Origin of the sequence: Solirubrobacter deserti (assembly GCF_027587175.1) — a bacterium.
Classification (GTDB): Bacteria; Actinomycetota; Thermoleophilia; order Solirubrobacterales; family Solirubrobacteraceae; genus Solirubrobacter; species Solirubrobacter deserti.
The window spans coordinates 70950-86568 of the sequence record NZ_JAPCID010000031.1 but is presented as its reverse complement, the minus strand read 5'-3'; the positions used below and the strand labels follow the sequence as shown (position 1 = coordinate 86568).

16 protein-coding genes are annotated in these 15619 nt (G+C 70.8%); 9 read left to right on the top strand and 7 right to left on the bottom strand.

All coding sequences use genetic code 11. The annotated features are described in order from the left end of the window. On the bottom strand, positions 1 to 1020 hold a 1020-nt coding region (locus OJ962_RS20850; protein WP_270006572.1), incomplete at its 3' end, for a PucR family transcriptional regulator ligand-binding domain-containing protein. Positions 1021 to 1122: 102 nt separating this feature from the next. On the opposite strand from OJ962_RS20850, the gene OJ962_RS20845 reads away from it, so the two are divergent. The 9 genes from OJ962_RS20845 (at position 1123) to OJ962_RS20805 (ending at position 9609) form a co-directional block, all read left to right on the top strand. Continuing rightward, positions 1123 to 2208: an ABC transporter ATP-binding protein gene (locus OJ962_RS20845; RefSeq protein ID WP_270006571.1), complete on the top strand. Its 1086-nt coding sequence runs from the start codon at positions 1123 to 1125 to the stop codon at positions 2206 to 2208. Beyond that, positions 2201 to 3355 (top strand): polyamine ABC transporter substrate-binding protein, encoded by a 1155-nt coding sequence (locus tag OJ962_RS20840; protein ID WP_202952648.1) that lies wholly within the window; start codon positions 2201 to 2203, stop codon positions 3353 to 3355. The genes OJ962_RS20845 and OJ962_RS20840 overlap by 8 nt, the downstream gene beginning before the upstream one ends. Beyond that, on the top strand, positions 3352 to 4215 hold the full coding sequence (locus OJ962_RS20835; RefSeq protein ID WP_202952647.1) for an ABC transporter permease: 864 nt from the start codon (positions 3352 to 3354) through the stop codon (positions 4213 to 4215). Before OJ962_RS20840 ends, OJ962_RS20835 begins: the two co-directional genes overlap by 4 nt. 1 nt (position 4216) lies before the next feature. Continuing rightward, the gene (locus OJ962_RS20830; protein WP_202952646.1) at positions 4217 to 5104 is read left to right on the top strand and encodes an ABC transporter permease; all 888 of its coding nucleotides are present in this window, start codon (positions 4217 to 4219) and stop codon (positions 5102 to 5104) included. A gap of 114 nt (positions 5105 to 5218) precedes the next feature. After that, positions 5219 to 5659: a sigma-70 family RNA polymerase sigma factor gene (locus OJ962_RS20825; RefSeq protein WP_407697529.1), complete on the top strand. Its 441-nt coding sequence runs from the start codon at positions 5219 to 5221 to the stop codon at positions 5657 to 5659. Then, a complete protein-coding gene (locus tag OJ962_RS20820) occupies positions 5643 to 6875 on the top strand; it encodes a hypothetical protein (protein WP_270006570.1) in 1233 nt (410 codons plus the stop codon). The genes OJ962_RS20825 and OJ962_RS20820 overlap by 17 nt, the downstream gene beginning before the upstream one ends. After that, positions 6764 to 7630, top strand: a complete 867-nt coding sequence (locus tag OJ962_RS20815; protein WP_407697530.1) for an ABC transporter ATP-binding protein — start codon at positions 6764 to 6766, stop codon at positions 7628 to 7630. The genes OJ962_RS20820 and OJ962_RS20815 overlap by 112 nt, the downstream gene beginning before the upstream one ends. Next, complete coding sequence (locus OJ962_RS20810) at positions 7627 to 8475, top strand: ABC transporter permease (protein WP_202952642.1); 849 nt, start codon at positions 7627 to 7629, stop codon at positions 8473 to 8475. Before OJ962_RS20815 ends, OJ962_RS20810 begins: the two co-directional genes overlap by 4 nt. Before the next feature lie 33 nt (positions 8476 to 8508). Beyond that, positions 8509 to 9609 (top strand): SMP-30/gluconolactonase/LRE family protein, encoded by a 1101-nt coding sequence (locus OJ962_RS20805; protein ID WP_202952641.1) that lies wholly within the window; start codon positions 8509 to 8511, stop codon positions 9607 to 9609. Here the strand turns inward: OJ962_RS20805 and OJ962_RS20800 are convergent. From OJ962_RS20800 to OJ962_RS20775, 6 genes are all read right to left on the bottom strand, one after another. Next, positions 9538 to 10692, bottom strand: a complete 1155-nt coding sequence (locus OJ962_RS20800; protein WP_202952640.1) for an ABC transporter ATP-binding protein — start codon at positions 10690 to 10692, stop codon at positions 9538 to 9540. The two genes, OJ962_RS20805 and OJ962_RS20800, sit on opposite strands and share 72 nt — an antisense overlap. Continuing rightward, a complete protein-coding gene (gene nagA / locus OJ962_RS20795; protein WP_270006568.1) occupies positions 10689 to 11771 on the bottom strand; it encodes an N-acetylglucosamine-6-phosphate deacetylase in 1083 nt (360 codons plus the stop codon). Before nagA ends, OJ962_RS20800 begins: the two co-directional genes overlap by 4 nt. Positions 11772 to 11779: 8 nt before the next feature. Continuing rightward, positions 11780 to 12607: a carbohydrate ABC transporter permease gene (locus tag OJ962_RS20790; protein WP_202952638.1), complete on the bottom strand. Its 828-nt coding sequence runs from the start codon at positions 12605 to 12607 to the stop codon at positions 11780 to 11782. Further along, on the bottom strand, positions 12604 to 13488 hold the full coding sequence (locus tag OJ962_RS20785; RefSeq protein WP_270006567.1) for a carbohydrate ABC transporter permease: 885 nt from the start codon (positions 13486 to 13488) through the stop codon (positions 12604 to 12606). Before OJ962_RS20785 ends, OJ962_RS20790 begins: the two co-directional genes overlap by 4 nt. Positions 13489 to 13565: 77 nt before the next feature. Beyond that, the gene (locus OJ962_RS20780) at positions 13566 to 14843 is read right to left on the bottom strand and encodes a sugar ABC transporter substrate-binding protein (RefSeq protein ID WP_202952636.1); all 1278 of its coding nucleotides are present in this window, start codon (positions 14841 to 14843) and stop codon (positions 13566 to 13568) included. A gap of 33 nt (positions 14844 to 14876) precedes the next feature. Continuing rightward, positions 14877 to 15611 (bottom strand): GntR family transcriptional regulator, encoded by a 735-nt coding sequence (locus OJ962_RS20775; RefSeq protein WP_202952635.1) that lies wholly within the window; start codon positions 15609 to 15611, stop codon positions 14877 to 14879. Between the last annotated feature and the right edge of the window lie 8 nt (positions 15612 to 15619).

The window sequence follows — 15619 nt, the reverse complement described above, 5'->3', positions numbered from 1 at the left end:
GCCGGCGGGGCCGGTGCCGTGGCCGCGCGGCGGCCCGCCCGCGGCGGAGCCGCCTGTCGCGCTGCGCCGGCCTCTCCCCCGGGCGTACGCCGGATGGCGCCACGCGGCCACCACCGGCAGCAACGCGCCGCGCCCCGTGCCGGGGAAGCCGAGGGCTTCAGCGCGGCGGCGCGCGTCGTGCTCTTCCACGCGCCCGTCGGCGAGCTCGGACAGGAAGGCGCCGCGCGAGCGGGCGCGCAGCTGCTCGTCGTGCTGCTGGCCGAGCAGGTCGACGGCCACGGCCAGCGCCGCGCGTTCGACGGCGACGCGGTCGAAGTCGTCGAGCCGGTTCTCGAGCGAGAGCGCCATCAGCCGGCCCCAGCCCGAGTCCAGCAGCCGCACGTCGGCGCAGACGGCGCCCTCGGCGACCTCGCCGCGAGCCTCCGCGCGGTGCAGGTCGGCCCAGGCGGACAGCGCGAGGTCGTCGCCCGGCGGGCCGGACACGTAGTAGACGAGGGAGCCGCTCGCGTCCTCGAGCACGACCGGGTTGCGGACGGCGGCGCACAGCTCCGCGAGGATCTCCGGCACGCCGCGCCCGCGCAGGATCAGCTCGGTGAAGCGGCGGTGGATCTCCTCCCCGCGCGCGAGCAGGGCGAACTGCGCGTTGACGACCGCGGCGTGCACGGTCTCGGTGATCTCGATGAAGCGCACGGGACGGTGGAAGGCGATCACGGGCACGCCGGCGCGGGCGCAGCCGGCGACGACGGCGGACGGGACGTCACGCCACGAGGTGCCCAGCTCCACCGCCAGCGCGGCCATGCCCTGCTCGACCAGCGAGGCGGTCCACGCGCCCGGGTCGGCGCTCGCGCCGAGCCCCGTGGTGAGCACGAGCTCGCCGCCCTTCAACAGATCGTCAGGTTCGGGCAGCTCGATGACGTGCGCCCAGCGGATGTCGCGGTCTAGAGCGGCGTCGCCGACGACAACCTCGGGCAACGCGCGCCTGACCACCGGCAGATCGAGCACGTCGGCGAGGCTGAGCATGACGTTCTGTCATCCATGATCGCTTAACATCCGACCCACTGTCCATTGCGACGGTCCCGTCCACCCGGAAGGGTGAGCATCGGTCAGACGGAAGGAGCGAGGGTGGCAGCAACGCAGGCCGAGGCCGACATCCATCTGGATGGCGTCAGCAAGCGCTTTGGGGACATGACGGCGGTCGACGACCTCACGATGTCGATCCCGCGCGGAAGCTTCTTCGCCATGCTCGGCCCGTCCGGGTGCGGCAAGACGACGACGCTGCGGATGATCGGCGGGTTCGAGGACCCGTCCGAGGGCAAGGTGTTCCTCGGCGGCTCGGAGGTCACGCAGCTGCCGCCCTACAAGCGCGACGTCAACACCGTCTTCCAGTCCTACGCGCTGTTCCCGCACCTGAGCGTGGAGCGCAACGTCGCCTTCGGCCTCGAGCGCAAGAAGGTCGGCAAGGCGGAGGCGCTCAAGCGCGCGAACGAGGCGCTCGAGCTCGTGCAGCTCGGCCACCTCGGCAAGCGCAAGCCCGCACAGCTCTCGGGCGGCCAGCAGCAGCGCGTGGCGCTCGCCCGCGCGCTGGTCAACCGCCCACGGGCACTGCTGCTCGACGAGCCGCTCGGCGCGCTGGACCTGCGCCTGCGCAAGCAGCTGCAGATCGAGCTCAAGCGCATCCAGCAGGACGTCGGCATCACGTTCGTGCACGTGACCCACGATCAGGAGGAGGCCATGAGCATGGCCGACACGATCGCGGTCATGAACGGCGGCCGGATCGAGCAGGCCGGCTCGGCCACCGAGCTCTACGAGCGCCCGCGCACGGCGTTCGTGGCCAACTTCCTCGGCATCTCGAACCTGATCGAGGCGAAGGTCACCGGCGACCAGCGCGTCGCCACCCACGACGGCGTCGCGCTGCACGCGCCCGAGTGCGCGGGGTTGATCGGCGACGTGCAGATCGGCGTGCGGCCGGAGAAGATCACCCTGATCTTGGACGGCGAGCCGGTGCCGGACGGCTCGAACGTGCTGCGCGGCAAGATCCTCGTCGCGGCCTTCCTGGGCGTGTCGATCCAGTACGTCATCCAGGCCGCGGGCGGCGAGGAGCTCACGGTGTTCGCGCAGAACACCGACGGCACGGAGGCGTTCGGCGCGGGCCGCGAAGTTCAGCTGGTGTGGAAGCCCGAGCACACGTTCGTGGTGCAGCGTGGCTGATCCGCACACCCGCCGGAAGTTCCTCGGCCGTGGTGGATCGCTCGCGCTCGCCTACGCGCTCGCGGGCTGCGGCATCGAGGGAACGCTCGAGAAGGCGCAGAAGGCCGCGACGCCGATCCCGCAGATCACGCACCCGAAGGTCCCGATCGGCGACTGGACGTTCTCCAACTGGCCGCTGTACATCGACAAGGAAGTGCTCAAGGACTTCGACAAGCGCTTCGGCGGCAACGTCAAGTACGTCGAGGACATCAACGACAACGACGAGTTCTACGGCAAGGTCCGCCAGCAGCTGCAGGCCGGCCGGCCGATCGGGCGCGACATCGTGACGCTGACGGACTTCATGGCCGTCAAGTGGGTGCGCAACCGCTACGTCGAGCCGCTCGACAAGAAGAACCTGCCGAACGTCACCAAGAACCTCGTCGACAACCTAAAGTCAGTTCCGTACGACAAAAAGCGCGACTACACAGTGCCGTGGCAGTCGGGCGCGGTCGGCCTGGGCTACAACCCGAAGAAGACCGGCCGCGAGCTCAACTCGGCCAAGGACCTGTTCGACCCGGCGTTCAAGGGCCGGGTGACGATGCTGACCGAGGCCTACGACTCGGCCTCGACGGCGCTGCTGAGCATGGGCGTCAACCCCACCGAGGCCAAGATCGACCAGATCCTGAGCGGGATCGAGAAGATCCAGCAGGCCGCCGACGCCGGCCAGTTCCGGCGCTTCACCGGCAACGACTACTCGACCGACCTGGCCAAGGGCAACATCTGGGTCGCGCTCGCCTACTCCGGTGACATCGTGCAGTTGCAGTCCGACAACCCGGACCTGAAGTTCGTCTACCCCGACGAGGGCGCGATGCTGTTCACCGACAACATGATGATCCCGGCCAAGGCCGAGAACATGTACGCGGCCGAGACGATGATGAACTTCGTCTACGAGCCGGAGGTGGCCGCGACGCTCGCGATCTACGTCAACTACCTGTCGCCGGTGAAGGGCGTGCAGGAGATCGTGGAGAAGACCGAGCCGGAGATCGCCAACAACCCGCTGATCTTCCCGCCGGACGAGATCCGGGCCAAGCTGCACCCGTACCCGGCGCTGTCGGACAACGACGAGCGCACGATGAAGGAGGCGATGGCGAAGGTGACGGGCGCATGAGCCTCCAGCGTCGTCGCAAGCTCCTTCCCTGGCTGTTCATCGGCCCGGGCCTGCTGTGGCTGCTGATCTTCTTCCTGTATCCGCTGCTCAATCAGGCGAGCGTCTCGCTGATGAGCGGCAACCCCGAACAGGGCTACGACCTCACGTGGACGTTCAGCAACTACTGGGACGCGATCTCCGAATACAAGGAGCAGTTCGGGCGCTCGATCCTGTACGCGGGCATCTCGACCGTCCTGTGCCTGATCATCGGGTTCCCGCTCGCGTACTTCGCCGCCTTCCACGCGGGGCGCTGGAAGAACCTGATCCTGCTGCTGATCATCCTGCCGTTCTTCATGTCCTACGTGCTGCGGACGGTGGCGTGGCAGCTGATCCTCTCCGACGACGGCACGGTGGTGAGCGTGTTCCGCACGCTCGGGCTGCTCTCCGACGACGGGCGACTGCTCGCTTCGAGCACGGCCGTGATCGCCGGCATCACCTACAACTTCCTCCCGTTCATGGCGCTGCCGCTGTACGTGGCGCTGGAGAAGATCGACCCGCGGCTGCTGGAAGCCGCGACCGACCTCTACGCGAGCCGCGCGACCGCGTTCCGCAAGGTGACGGTGCCGCTCGCGCTGCCGGGCATCTTCGCCGGCTCGCTGCTGACGTTCATCCCGGCCTGCGGCGACTTCATCAACGCCGCGCTGCTCGGGACGCCGCAGCAGTACATGATCGGCAACGTCATCCAGTCCAAGTTCCTGAACATCCTCGACTACCCGCAGGCGGCGGCGCTGTCGTTCACCTTGATGCTGTTCATCCTCGTCGGCATCTTCCTGTACGCCCGGCTGCTGGGCGCGCGCAACCTGACCCAGGCGGCGGTCTGAGATGACCATCGAAGCTCCACCCGCCGCGGGCCGCGCCGTCGAGGAAGAGATCGCCGCTCCTCCGGGCCGCGGCGGGAGCTCGCGCGACCGGCTGCGCCACGGCGCGCTCGCCGTATGGTCGGCGCTCGCGCTGCTGTACCTGTTCATCCCGATCTTCATCGTGGTCCTGTTCTCGTTCAACGACAACCAGGGCCGCTTCAACTTCACCTGGCAGGGCTTCACCCTGCGCCACTGGACCGACCCGTTCGCGGACCCGGACCTGGCGCGAGCACTGGTGAACAGCGTCGAGATCGCGCTCATCTCGATGGCGATCGCGACCGCCCTGGGCACGTTCATGGCGATGGCGCTCGTGCGCTACCGCTCCCGCGGACGCTCGGCGATCGACTTCTTCGTGTTCATGCCGCTCGCGTCGCCCGAGGTCGTGCTCGGCGCCTCGCTGCTGGCGATGTTCCTGACGCTGAACATCAACACGGGGTTCGTCACGATCGTCATCGCCCACGTGATGTTCACCGTGTCCTACGTCGTGGTGACGGTGAAAGCGCGCTTGGAGGGGATGGACCGCCACATCGAGGAGGCGGCCATGGACCTGGGCGCATCGGAGTGGACGGCGTTCCGCAAGGTCACGCTGCCGATGATCTTCCCCGGCGTGGCCGCGGCGGCGATGCTGTCGGCCGCGATCTCGTTCGACGACTACGTGATCACGGCGTTCAACGCGGGCCAGACGCAGACGTTCCCGCTGTTCATCTTCGGCGCGACCCGCCAGGGCGTGCCCGCCGAGGTCAACGTGCTGGCGACGATGCTGCTGGTCGTGGTCCTGATCCTGATGGGCCTGAACGTGATGGTGCAGCGCCGGCTCGCCCGGCGCGACCGGGCGGCGCAGCCGGCGTAGTCACATTCGGCGGAGCGGCGGTGCTAGACGGGTATGGCAGTGTCCACCCCGTCTCCAGCCGCCCCCGTCCGGAGCGATCTCGAGTCGATCTTCCGCAGCGCCTATCCCCGGGTCGTGTCCGTCGCGGCCCGGGTGCTGGGCTCGCGGAACGAGGCCGAGGACGTCGCGCAGGAGGTGTTCCTGAGCTTCGGCCGCTCATCGGTGCCGGCCGGTGAGGCGATGGGCTGGCTGTCCGTCGCCGCGGCGCACACGGCGCTCAACCACATCCGGTCCGGCAAACGGCGCGCGGCGCGTGAGCAAGCCGTGCGCGGGGACGGCGTCGCGCCGGACATCGCGGACGCGGTCGCCGCGCGCGACGAGCGCGCGCAGGTCCGCGCGGCTTTGTCCCGCCTCCCGCGCAAGCAGGCCGTCGCGCTGGTGCTGCGCCACAGCGGGCTCAGCTACGCCGAGGTCGCGGCCGCGCTCGACCTCTCCCCGTCCAGCGTCGGCACCACGGTGCGGCGCGCCGAATCCGCCCTACGCAAGGAGTTGAACCGTCATGCGCCATCCGAGTGACGGCACGCTGCGCCGGCTGCTCGACGAGCCGATCGGCGTCGCCGACGCCGAAGCCGATCACGTCATCGGGTGCTCGACCTGCAGCGCCGCCCTGGCCGAGGCGCAGGAGGACGCCGCGTTCGCCGCGTCCGCCCTGGCCGTGGACGTCGAGGTGGACGTGGACGCGGCGTGGGAGCGATTCGCGCACGCGCTGGCGGTGGAGGCGCCGGCCGCGCCGCCACGTGCGCGGCGACGTCGGTTCTCGCTGCGCGGGCAGACGGCGGCGATGCTCGGCGTCGCCGCGTTGCTGACGGGCGCCGGCGTGGCGGCCGCCGCGGACTGGCTGGAGATCTTCTCCACGCGCGACGTCGCTCCGCTGGCGATCAACCAGGCCGACCTCGTCGGGCTGCCGGACCTGTCCGCGTACGGTGACGTCGAGGTGATCAAGGAGCCGAACGTGCGCAGCGTCAAGGACGCGCGCTCCGCCGCGGAGCTGACGGGGCTGACCGTGCCGGAGGTGGCGCAGCTGCCGAGCGGCGTCACGGGCGTGCCGGCGTTCCAGGCGAGCGAGCAGGCGACGGCCGTGTTCACCTTCTCGGCGGCGAAGGCGCGCGAGGCGGCGGCGCGGGCGGGCGAGCCGCTGCCGCCGCTGCCCGCGGGGCTCGACGGGGAGCCGTTCCGGCTGGTGGTCGGGCCGGGCGTGGCCACGATCTGGCCGGGCAACAGCGGGTTGCCCGCGCTGATGGTCGGCCGGGCCGGCGCGCCGAAGGTGTTCTCGACCGGCGTCCCGTTCGAGACCGCCCGCGGCTACCTGCTGTCCCTGCCGGGGCTGCCGGAGGACGTGGCGGCGCAGCTGCGCCGGTTCGGCGGCGCCGACGGGACGTTCCCGATTCCGATCCCGGCCGATCAGCTGACGACCTCGACGACCGACGTCGGTGGCACGCGGGCCACGGTCTTCCGGACGCGCGACGGCGCGCTCTCGGGCGTCGTGTGGGTGCGCGACGAGCGCGTGAACCTCGTCGCGGGGACGCTCAGCGAGGACGAGGTGCTGACCGTGGCGCGCGGGCTGGGGGGAGCGGGGGGCGGGCGCAGCGCCCGCCCTCGCCCGCGGTCTGGTGCTCCGGGCTGCGCAAGCGCTCCGGGCGGCAGACCGCGGTCGACGGCGTGTCCTTCACCGTCGGCCGCGGTGAGGTCGTCGGCCTGCTCGGGCCCAACGGCGCGGGCAAGACGAGCGTGATCAAGATGCTGCTCGGGCTCGTGCACCCGGACGCGGGCCAGGTGCTGCTGCTCGGGCGGCGCGCCGGCGACCCGGAGGCGCGCGCCCGCGTCGGCTACCTGCCCGAGCTGTTCCGCTACCAGCCGTGGCTGAGCGCCGCGGAGGTCGTGGCGCTGCACGTGAAGCTGTCCGGTGTGGAGGTCGACGACGGCGCCCAACGCGAGTCGCTCGCGGCGGTCGGCCTCGGCGAACGCGCCCGCGATCGGGTCGGCGGCTTCTCGAAGGGCATGCAGCAACGGCTAGGGCTGGCCGTGGCGCTGGTCAGCCGGCCGGAGCTCGTGATCCTCGACGAGCCGACGAGCGCGCTCGACCCGCTCGGCCGCGCGGACGTGCGCGACCTGGTGACGTCGCTGCGCGAGCGGGGCGTCGCCGTGCTGCTCAACTCGCACCTGATCGGCGAGGTCGAGCGCGTGTGCGACCGGGTCGTGATCTTGGACAAGGGTCGGCTCGCCGCGTCCGGCACGCTCGCTGAGCTGCTCGGCCGGCGGGAGCTGCGGCTGCGGCTCGAGACCGTCGACGACCGCGCGCTGGCGCGGCTCGCCGCGGCCGGCGAGGTCACCCGCGCGGGCGACGCGTTCACCGTCGTGCTCGAAGACGCCGACGTCGTGCCGGACCTGGTCGCCGACCTCGTCGCGCTCGGCGTGCGTGTGCACAGTGTCGAGCCCGCGCGCATCAGCCTCGAGCAACGGCTCCTCGACATCCTCCGCGAGCCATGACGCTGCGGACCGTCTGGATCTTCGCGGGGCTGACCCTGCGCGAGGCGTCGCGCCGGCGCGTCGTCCGCTCGCTGGCCGGGTTGATGCTCGTCCTGCTCGCCGTGAGCGCGTTCGGCTTTTCCCGCATCGACGCCGAGTTCAGCGGGCTCACCACGGGCGAGGCGTATCTCGCGACCTCGACCGTCCTGAACCTCGTGATGTTCGGGCTGAGCCTGATCGCCGCGCTCGGCACGGCGTTCCTGGCCGGGCCGATCCTGGCGGGCGAGATCGAGTCCGGCATGGCGCTGGCCATCCTCGCCCGCCCGATCCGCCGCTCCGCGGTGCTGGTCGGCAAGTGGCTCGGGCTCGCGGGCTTCGGCAGCGGGTTCGTCGCGGCCGCCGGGCTCGCGCAGCTGCTCGTGGTGTGGGCGACGACCGGCTACTGGCCGCCTTCGCCGTTCGTGGGCCTGGCGCTGCTGGCGGGGCAGACGGTCGTGCTGCTCACGCTCGGGCTGCTGCTCTCCACCCTGATCTCGCCGATGGCGTCGGGGATCGTGGCCGTGGGGCTGTTCGGGGCGACCTGGATCGCCGGCGTCGTGGGCGGCCTCGGTGTGGCGCTGGAGAACGAAGCCGTCGAGCGCGTCGGCACGGTGTCCCGCGTGCTGCTGCCCACGGACGGTCTGTGGCGGGGCGCGATGAACGCGTTCCAGTCGCCGGGGCTGCTGTCGCAGTTCACCGAGGCGTTCGAGGGCCACCCGTTCCTCAGCGCGTCGGGCCTGACCGCCGCCTACGTGCTGTGGGCGGTCGTGTGGGTGGCGCTCATGCTCGCCCTGTCAGCGATGTCGCTCGTCAGACGGGATTTGTAGAACCACTCACCCGTCGCCCACGTAGTACCGGGCATGCGGAGAACTCTCCTCGCGGCCGCGACCGTCGCCGCCGCGACCGGCCTCGCCGCCACCGCCGTCGGTCACGGCGACGACGGGCCGCGCCCGCTGCGGCCCGACGCCAAGTGGACGACCGTCTTCACGCCTCCGGCGGGCGTGTCGATCGAAGGGCTGACAGCTGACAGACGCGGGAATCTGTTCGCTCCCGGACGGGTGACGAATGCGGTCTGTCCGGTGCTGCAGGCCGGGACGGGCGTGGTGGGCAGCCTGCCCGCACCGTGCAACCCGGCCGGGCTCGCGTTCGGACCGGACGGGCGGCTCTACATCGCCGACAGCGGCCGGATCATGGTCCTGCGGCCCGACGAGCGCACGCCGCCGACGGCGGAGGTGTACGCGGAGGGCGTGCCCGGCTCCAACGGTGTGGCGTTCGACGTGCGCGGCGATCTGTGGGTGTCCGACGGCGGGACTGGCCAGGGCCGCGTATGGCGGATCGGCCGCGACCGCGCGCCCGTCGAGATGTTCCGCGTGCAGCCGATGGCCAACGATGCGCAGCCCGGCGGCGTCGGGCGCGATGTGCGCGGGCTGCCGCCGGGGACGATCACGATCACCGAGACGAGCCGGCAGGCGTCCAACACGCTTGGCTCGCAGGCGATCGTCGCCAACGGGCTCGCGTTCGGGCGCGACGGGACGCTGTTCGTCGCCGACACCGCGCGCGGCGCGATCTGGCGCGTGTTCGTCGACCGGCGCGGCCGCGTGCTCTCACGCACGGGCTGCGACACGACGTTCACGCCGAACACGCTCTGCCTGGACAACGTGCTCGTCCAGCACCCGTACCTCGACGGTGCGGACGGGATCGTGCTCGACGACCGCGACAACGTCTTCGTCACCGCCAACGAGCGCAACGCGATCGCGGTCGTCACGCAGAAGGGCGACGCGGTCGAGCTCTACCGCAACCCGGCCGGCGCCGACCGCCTGCGCAACGCGGGCCCGCTCGAGTTCCCGACCAGCCCGGTGCTGATCGGCAAGCGCCTGTGCACGACGAACTCAGACACCCCGCGGCGCGACAACTTCCCGGCGACCGCCGGCGAGGGCCCCAAGATCAACTGCGTTTCCTGAGTCCGCGTCGAAGTGGTGGAGGCGATCCGGGTCGACCGTAAGCTCGATCCGGTCGCCGACCGCCACCGGCGCGCGGGCGTCCAGCACGACCGTGAACGAAGCGCGGTCGTCCTCGGCGAGCAGGACGTCGTCGTCGGCCGCAGAAGCGTCCAGCGCGTCGGCCAGAGCGGCCGACCGCAGCCGCGGCGCGTCGATGCCCGCGACGACGTGCGTCTCGGTCCCGAGCCGCTCGACCACCTGGACGACCGCCGGGATGCCGGGGCCGAGCTTGAGGTCGTGCGGGCGGATGCCCAGGATGCAGCGGCCCTCGACCGGCGAGGGCACCGCACACGACCCGAAGCGGCCGCCTTCGGCCTCGACCAGGTTCATCGCCGGTGAGCCGATGAACGCCGCCACGAACAGGTTGGCGGGATGGTCGAACAGCTGCTCGGGCGTGTCGCACTGCTGCAGCACGCCGCCGCGCAGCACGGCCACGCGCTGGCCGAGCGTCATCGCCTCCACCTGATCGTGGGTGACGTAGACGGTCGTCACGCCGAGCCGCTCGTGCAGGCGCGAGAGCTGCGCGCGCATGGAGACGCGCAGCTTGGCGTCGAGGTTGCTCAAGGGCTCGTCCATCAGGAACGCCTGCGGCTCGCGCACGATCGCGCGGCCCATCGCCACGCGCTGGCGCTGCCCGCCGCTCAACTCGCCCGGCTTGCGGTCCAGCATCTCCTCCAGCCCGAGGATGCGCGCGACCTCGTCCACGCGCGCCGCGATCTCGGCCTTGCCCGTCTTGCGCAGCTTGAGCCCGAACCCGAGGTTCTGGCGCACGGACAGGTGCGGGTACAGCGCGTAGGACTGGAAGACCATCGCGATGTCGCGCTTGCGCGGATCGAGCAGCGTGACGTCGCGGTCGCTGATGTAGATGCGGCCGTCCGTCACCTCCTCGATGCCCGCGATCAGCTTCAGCAGCGTGGACTTGCCGCAGCCGGAGGGCCCGACGAGCACCATGAACTCGCCGTCGCGGACCTCCAGGGACACCTCGTCCACGGCCCGCGGCCCGTTCTTGTACGCCTTCGTCACCGCTTCGACGCGGATGCTCAACTGAAACCTCCCACCCGTTCGCGGCCGTCGACCAAAACCTGCCGGATCCCGAGGCGATCGTCGAGCACCACCACGTCCGCCGGCGCCCCGGGGACAAGGCGTCCGAGATCCGGCCGGCCCGCGATCCGCGCGGGCACCTCGCTCGCCGCCCCCAGGGCGGCTTCGAGCCTCACACCGAGCCCGTGCAGGTTGCGCACGGCCTCGACCATCGTCAACGCGCTCCCCGCGAGCTGCCCTTCGGGCCCGCGGACGACGCCGTCCTCGGCCTCGATCCGGCGCCCGCCGAGCACGAACTCGCCGTCCCCCATCCCCGCCGCGGGCGCGGCGTCGGTGACCAGCGCGAACCGGCCCGCGGCCGCGTTCCACGCCACCCGGACCGTGTCCGGAGCGACGTGGTGCAGATCCACGATCATCTGCACGAGCACATCCTCCCGCGCCAGCGCCGCGAAGCCAACGCTCGGGTCGCGCGACGTCGAGGGCCGCATGGCGTTGAAGAGGTGCGTGACGGTCGTGATCCCGCGGGCGAAGCCCAGGTGCGCCTCGGCGGCGGTCGCGTCGGTGTGGCCGGCGCTCACCGTCACGCCGCGCGCGACCAGCTCGTCCACGAGCTCGAACGCCCCCGGCAGCTCCGGGGCGATCGTCACCTGCGACACCGGCGCGACCTCCAACAACCGGCGCAGCAGCGCCAGGTCCGGCGCGGACAGATGCGCGGGGTCGTGCACGCCGATCCGCCGCGGCGACAGGAACGGACCTTCCAGGTGCGCGCCGAGGACGCGCGCGCCGATGCCGCCCACAGGCATCGCGCGCAGCGCGTCCAGCAGCGCGGCTTCCGGCGCCGTCACGAACGTCGGCTGGAACGCCGTCGTCCCGGTCGCCAGCAGCGCTTCCCCCACCCGCACGTACCCGTCATGGTCGGTGGCCATCAGGTCCACGCCCGCGAACCCGTTCACCTGCAGATCGATGAACCCGGGCGCGGCGATCCCGCTTCCCGCACCGGACAATCCCACGCCGGTGACCACGCCGCCGTCCACCGCGACGTCGCCGGGGACGAGCGCGCCGTCGACCAGCGCCGCTTCCACGCCCAGCCTCATCCCTTTACCGCCCCGGCCGTGCGCGCGGTCATCAGGTGCTTGCGCGCGAGGACGAAGACGACCGCCACGGGCAACGTATACAGGACCGACGTCGCCATCACCGCACCCCAGTCGGTGTCGCCGCGGCCCACGAACGTCTGCAGCACGAGCGGCGTGGTCTTGCGCTCCTCGCTGTTGATGAACGTCAGGGCCAGCAGGAACTCCTTCCACCCCTCGAGGAAGCTCAGCACCGCCGTGACCGCCAGCCCCGGCGCGGCCAGCGGCAGCACGACGCGCCACATCGCGCCGATCCGCGTCGCGCCGTCGATGCGCGCCGCGTGCTCGAGCTCCTCCGGGATCGACATCACGAACCCGCGCATCACCCAGATCGCCAGCGGCACGCTGAACGCCAGGTAGGTGATGATCAGCGACCAGTACGTGCCGAGCAGCCCGGCCTTGCGCATGGTCACGAACAGCGGGATCACGAGCACGACGAGCGGGAACATCTGCGTCATCAGCACCAGGATCAGCAGGATGCGTGTGATCCGCACCCGGTAGCGCGCGAGCACGTACGCGGCGCCGGCGCTCACCAGCAGGCAGATCACCATGGTGCCGGAGGCGACGATCAGCGAGTTCATCAGCGCCCGGCCGACGTGCCCTTCGCCGAGCACGCGCGGGTACTGGTCCCACTGCGGGTCGCTCGGCCACAGGTCCGGCGTGCGCGTGTAGATCTCCGACCGCGGCTTGAGCGACGTGATCACGATCCAGTAGATCGGGAACAGCGCGAACAGCGCGACGAGCGCCATCGCGGCGTACATCCACCCGCGCTTGAGCACCCACCTCATCCGAGCTCCCCCTCGCGCCCGATCAGCTTCACGTACACGAGCGAGAACGCGAGCAGGATCAGGAACAGCACGACGGCGACCGCGCTGCCCAGCCCGTAGTGCGACAGCGCGAAGCCTTCGCGGTAGGCCGCGACCGCCGCGGTGTCGGCCGAGCGGTCCGGCACCCCGGCCGCCATCACGTAGATCTGGTCGAAGATCTTGAAGTCCCAGATCGTGGAGAAGATCACCAGCACGGCGACGATCGGCCGCAGCAGCGGCAGCGTGACCAGGCGGAAGCGCTGCCACGCGCCCGCGCCGTCGACGGCCGCGGCCTGCAGCATCTCCTTCGGGATCGTCTGCAACCCGGCCAGCAGCGCCAGCGCCACGAACGGGAACGACTGCCACACGACCGTGATGAAGATCGCGACGAACGCGCTCCAGCGGCCGGCGAACCAGGCGTAGTCGGCGAAGCCCTCGAAGCCGAGGTTCACCAGCGCCCAGTTCACGAAGCCGTAGCGCGCGTCGAACAGCCACTTCCAGATCGCGCTCGCGGCCAGCGCGGGGACCGCCCACGGCAGCAGTACGGCGACCCCGAAGAACAGGTTGCCCTTCAGCCGCTGGTTGAGCAGCAGCGCGACCGCGAAGCCGAGCACCATCGTCCCGACCACGCACGCCGTCCCGAACACGACCGTGTTCACCAGCGACGCGCGCAGGTGCTCGTCCGCGAAGACCTCCCGGAAGTTCTCCAGACCCACCCACGTCGAGCCGCCGTAGATCAGCTCGCCGAGGCCGGTGTCCGTGAACGACAGGTAGACCGTGCGGACCAGCGGGTAGCCGACCAGGCCCGCGATGATGATCAGTGCCGGGAGGAGGAGGAGAACCGGGAGGGTGAGCCGGTTCACCGCACGGCGGGCGATCATCATCGCGGGCGGACGCGGGGCGGTCCTTCGCCCCGCCTGGACGGCTGCCGGGGCCATGCTCACCCGGCGAACTCCTCGTCCATCTTCGTCGCGAGCTCGGCGACCGCGTCCTGCGCGGCCTGTTCGCCCTTCATCACCTTCTGGATCTGGCCGTCGAAGATGTTCGCGCCCTCCAGACCGCCCCACTTGGGCGACGGCGGGTAGACGGCGGACGCCTTGAGCAACTGCTCCGCGAACGGCTTGCGCTGCGGGTCCTCGAGGTAGCCCGACGCCTCGATGCCGGCGGTCGTGCCGGGCAGGAAGCCGATCTCGCCCGTGAACTTGTTCAGCTGGTCGGGCTGGAGCATGAAGTCGATGAACGCGGCGCCCAGCTCGTGGTTGCCGGACTCGGTGAACTGCACGAGGTGGCTGCCGCCCGCGAACGCGGTGCCCTTTCCGGACGGGCCGGTGGGCGTGAGCGCGGTGCCGATCTTCTCCTCGAGCTCCGGCTTGGTGGCGATGATCGAGTTGTAGCCCCAGCCGCCCGCGATCAACATCGCCACGTCACCGTTGATGAAGGCGGTCTGGGCGTCCGGCTCCTCCCAGCCGACGGCGGCCTTGGGCACGTAGCCCTCCTTGTAGAAGGACGAGTACCAGTCGATCGCCTCAGCGGCCTGCGGGGAGTTGAGCGCGCTTTTCCAGGTGTCCCCTTCCTGGGTCGCGATCTCGCCGCCGGCCTGCCAGATCGTCGGCAGGTACATGTGCTCGCTGAGCCCCGTGAAGCCGACCGGATAGACGCCCTTGTTCTTCTCCTTGATCGCCTTGGCGGCGGCCGTCATCTCGTCCCACGTCTTGGGCGGCTCGACGCCCGCCTTCTCGAGCATGTCCTTGCGGTAGATCAGCGAGCGCGCGCCCGCGTACCACGGCTTGCCGTAGACCTTCTCGTTGAGGGTCGCCGCATCCACGAGGGAGGAGACGTACTCGCCGTCACCGATCCCCGGTTGCTCGAGCAGCGCGCCCTGGTCGGCGAACTCCGGCGTCCACGTCGTGCCCATCTCGGCCACGTCGGGCACCTTGCCGCCGGCGATCGCGGTCACGAACTTGTCGTGCGCCTGCGCCCACGGGACGAACTGGATGTCGACCTTCGTGCCGGGGTTCGCGGCCTCGAAGTCCTTGCCGTACTGATTGACGACGCCCTGGATCTTCGGCGAGCCCGGATCCATGATCCAGACGCTGATCGACCCTTCGAGCTTGCCGCCCGTCGAAGCCTTGTCCGCGGGGGCGTTGTTGTCGTCTCCACCGCACGCCGCGACCACGGTCGCGAGCAGCGCCGCGACCGCCAAACCGAACCTTCTCATCTTCCTCTCTCCTTCTCTCCCCTAAGTGACCCGCTACCGAAGTGCGGGACGAAGCTCCGTCACCAACCGATACCGGTCCCCGCGATACACGGACCGGACGAACTCCACCACCTCCCCGTCCTCGCTCGTGGTGGTCCGTTCGAACAGGAAGGCCGGCGAGTGCACGGGCACCCCGAGCAGCTCGGCCTCCTCCGGTGAGGTCACGGTCGGTTCGATCGTCTGGACGCCGGAGGCGATCGTGATCCCCTGGCGTTCCCGCAGCAGCTCGTAGTACGAGTGGTCGGAGAGCTCCTCGCGGCGCAGGTCGCCCAGCAGGCGGCGCGGCGCGTGCAGCCACTCGATCGCCATCGTCTCGTCGTCGGCCAGGCGCAGGCGGGTGATCACCCACACCTCGTCCACCGGCGAGATCTGCAGGCGCTGGCCGAGCTTGGCGCCGGCGGCCAGGCACTGGAAGTCCACCACGCGGCTGCCGGGACGCATCCCGCGCCGGGTCATGTCCTCGCTGAACGAGGTCATGGTGAGCGGCAGCGCGATCTTCGGCTCGGCGACGTAGGTGCCGCTGCCGTGCCGGCGCAGCAGCAGGCCCTCGCGGACCAGCTCGTCGATCACGGCGCGCAGCGTCGGGCGGCTCACCCCGAGGTCCGTGGCCAGGCGCCGCTCGCTCGGCAGCGCGTCGCCGACCTGCAGGTCGTCCAGCATCCCCAGGATCTCGTCGCGCACGAGCGCCTGCTTGCTGCCGCGACCGTTGGTGTTCGCCAGCCCCGTCATCTCTCCGG